Annotated in this window: 2 protein-coding genes; both read left to right on the top strand. The window is 49.2% G+C overall.

Features of this window, described 5'->3' with window-relative positions:
• Positions 1–20 precede the first annotated feature (20 nt).
• Positions 21–2,876: a PKD domain-containing protein gene (locus VN105_RS20020; protein WP_325643500.1), complete on the top strand. Its 2,856-nt coding sequence runs from the start codon at positions 21–23 to the stop codon at positions 2,874–2,876.
• A gap of 18 nt (positions 2,877–2,894) precedes the next feature.
• Positions 2,895–3,902, top strand: a 1,008-nt coding sequence (locus VN105_RS20015) for a PorP/SprF family type IX secretion system membrane protein (RefSeq protein ID WP_325643498.1), incomplete at its 3' end; no start/stop codon positions are given.

Below are 3,902 nucleotides of genomic sequence, written 5' to 3'. Positions count from 1 at the left end.
ATGGAAAACCTGTGCACCCTATGAAATACCTACAGGCAAAGTGTTTTTGGACCTTACTGCTGCTGATATCCCTTTTGCAGGCCAACTCTTTACTGGCACAGAAGGCGGACTTTACCTATACCGCTTCGCCGGGCAGCCTGTGTACACCTGTTACACTTACATTGAGCAATACAAGCACCGGTACTCCGCTTACCTATAACTGGGATTTTGGAGATGGCAGAACATCGCACGAAGCGCATCCGCAGGTAACCTATACTACTGGCGGCCCGGTAAAAATTACCCTGGAAGCAGTATATAAAGTAAGCGGTGGCACTACCACCAGCACTTACTGGAGGGAACTTGTAGTGGGCGCTACCCCGCAGGTAGTTTTTTCAGCAGATGTAACAAAAAGCTGCAAAGTATTCACCGCCAATTTCACGGATGCCACAACAGGCGCGGCCAGCCGGACCTGGGATTTTGGCGATGGCTCTGCTCCTGTTACCACCAGCAATGCTTATATACCTCATCAATACACCCAGGCTGGCAAATATGATGTAACCCTTACCGTTACTAACAGTAACGGCTGTACGGCCACATTGAAGAAAGCCGCCTACATTGATATTTCATTGCCGCAAATTACCATGGCAACACCGCTTTCCGGTTGTGTGCCTTTTACTGCTACATTTGCGGCTACCTCCGCTAACGATATCAGCGACCCGGTAATTTCATGGGCCTGGAACTTCGGGGATGGCAATACACAATCCACTACCAGCGGCAATGTAAACCATACTTATACACAAACCGGCACTTATAATATAGGCGTTACCGTTACTACGCAGGGACAATGCGTGGTAACCACCTCCTTCGATAAATTTGTACATACAGGTAATCCCCCTTCCAACGTGAGCTTCACGGTGTCGCCGGAAAGCACCTGCGCAGGCGACCCGGTAAGGCTGCTGGCCAACGCAAACTTCGCCGATACCTACAGTTGGGATTTCGGGGATGGACAAACAGCAACCGGCAGCAACAATGATATCAGGCATTCCTTTAATGCCAACGGTACCCTTACGGTACAAATGAAAGCCGGCAGCAATGGCTGTTTTGCCGATGCACCACCCGCCACTGTAAACGTAACCGGACCCGTATCACAGTTTTCCGTGGTACGCGATTGCACCGATAAAAGTAAATTCATCTTTACCAATACCTCCATCGGTACCAGTGCCAGCTCCACCTACCAGTGGGATTTCGGCGATAACTCCCCGCTGGTAAACACCCGGGATGCCGTGCATAATTATACAATACCGGGTAATTATACCGTTCGTCTTACTATAGGGGAGATAGGCAACAACTGTAACCACAGCAGTTTCCAGACGGTGTATTACTTCCGGGCAGATTTCACTGCCGGCGTTAGTTCTATCTGCCGCGGCAGCAAAGCCACCTATGGTGTACTGAATGTGCCGCTGGGACTGGTATCCAGCTACACCTGGCAGTTCGGCGACGGCACTACGTTTACGTCCACCGATCAAACCTACATAAAAACATGGGCCACCGCGGGCACCTTCGATAACCAGCTCACCATTCATTACAACGATCCCGCTTATTGCGATGACATTGTGTATAAACCGGATGATATTGATATTCTTGCACCACAGGCCGGTTTTACCACCGGCCCCGTTACCTGCGCAGGCCAGCCGGTAAGCTTTATTAATAATACTATCACCTCTCCCAATATCCCGATAGCCAACTGGTACTGGGACCTGGGCAACGGGCAGAGCTCCACCGCTCAAACGCCGCCAGCCGGTAAATACAGTACTTCCGGCGCACAGGCAGTAAAGCTGGTAGTAACAGATGCCCGCAACTGCAGGGACTCTGTCACTAAAACCATCAATATCCATCCAACCCCGGTTGTAAAAGCCACGGCAAGTCAGCCAAAGATCTGCGAAGGCAACAGCGTTAACCTGAGTGCTTTATCCGACGGTACTGTTCAATGGCTCACTACCAGTCAGCTCAGCTGTGTATTTTGCACAGACCCGGTAGCGGCGCCACTTGTAAATACCCGTTACCTCGTTCAGGCATCTAACGTGTACGGCTGTACGGTGTATGATTCTACTGATATAGCGGTGGTGCCCAAAGTAGATCTTACCGTAAACAATGATACCATTGCCTGCTATGGTACCTCGGTACAACTGAAAGCAACAGGCGCCACTATTTACAACTGGACACCCGTTACCGGTTTAACCAACAACACCATCGCCAACCCGGTAACCACACCGGTAGCCGATATCACTTACCAGGTAACCGGCACCAATGATGCCATTTGCCCCATGAGCGCGCCGCTGTTTGTAAAAGTAGCTGTAAAGCCGGTACCACAGGTAGATGCAGGTAAAGACCAAACAGTAATGGTGGGAGGTATTGTACGGCTCATGGCCAGCGGCAGCCCGGACATCGTGAAGTGGAAATGGAGCCCGGACGATTACCTGGATAACACCAGCTCGCCTTATGTTACTGCGGCGGTACGCAAACCCATTACTTACAGCATTACCGGCACTAACCAGTACGGATGTTCGAAAAGTGATATCATGAATGTGGACCTCGTTTGCAATACCGATGTGGTGTTTATTCCCAATACTTTCAGTCCCAACGGAGATGGACAAAATGATATATTCTACCCGCGCGGCAAGGGCGTCAGCCTCATAAAATCGTTCCGGATCTTTAACCGCTGGGGACAGGAAGTGTATCACCGTGAAAGGATCAATATAGATGATATCAGCACCGGGTGGAACGGCTCCTTTAACGGCAAGCCGCAGCCTTCAGATGTGTATATCTACTTCATTGAAGCATACTGCGATACCAATGAATTTTTCCAGATGAAAGGCAACGTAACATTACTCAGATAATTATTTAACCTGGCTAACATGAAAACCATATACCGTGTATTACTGGCCATCGTTTGCATCGCGTATGCAACACCACTGTATGCCCAGGATATACATCTTTCGCAGTTCTATGAAACGCCTATTCTCCGCAATCCTGCGCTGATAGGTATTTTCAATGGCGATGTGCGTGTACAGGCCGTGTACCGCAACCAGTGGAACAACGTTACTATCCCCTACCAGACCGGTACGGTAAGCGGCGAAATAAAATTCCCTGTAGGTCGCAGTAACGACTATGTAACCACCGGTTTACAGCTCACCTACGACCGGGCAGGAACATCCAAACTGCAGTCTACCCAGATCTTCCCGGCTATCAATTATCACAAATCCCTCAATGAAGATAAAAGCAGTTTTCTTTCCATGGGCTTCATGGGCGGATTGGTGCAGCGGCAATTCGATCCTGCCAGCATGACCTTCAACAACCAGTATACCAACGGGCGCTTTGATCCGGCCAGCGCTACAGGAGAAGAAGGTAAGCTGGCGCTGAAAGGCTACAGCTACCTAGATGCCGGTGTGGGACTGAGTTACAACAGTGTAATTGGTGAAGATGTGAATTATTTTATCGGGGCCGGTTACTTTCATTTTAACCGTGCTAAAATATCTTTCTACAACGATCAGAATATTGAACTCCAGCCAAAACTCACATTTAATGCTGGTATTACAATACCGGTAGATGAAAGAGTGAAGGTGATTGCGCACTACAACCAGTTGCACCAGGGCACCTATTCGGAATATATTGGCGGTGCATTGATCGGGTATGGGTTAATGGATCAGGGCCTGGAATCGACCCGGGCCATTTATGGCGGGCTCTTCCTCAGATGGAACGATGCCATTATCCCCACCATCAAAATTGATATGGATAAATACGAGGTAGGAATGAGTTACGACACCAATATTTCAAAACTGAGAACTGCCAGCCAGACCTTTGGCGGCTTCGAAATTTCACTGGTTTTCAAGGGATTCCTGAACAGCCGGAACTCAACACTGGAA

This window comes from Chitinophaga sp. (genome assembly GCF_035564935.1).
Lineage (GTDB): Bacteria > Bacteroidota > Bacteroidia > Chitinophagales > Chitinophagaceae > Chitinophaga.
This window is presented reverse-complemented; position numbering and strand designations above follow the sequence as displayed.

What these genes read in the sequence shown, in the direction of transcription:
- VN105_RS20020 (WP_325643500.1), top strand. Translation starts at nt 21, where the DNA reads ATGAAATACCTACAGGCAAAGTGTTTTTGGACCTTACTGCTGCTGATA.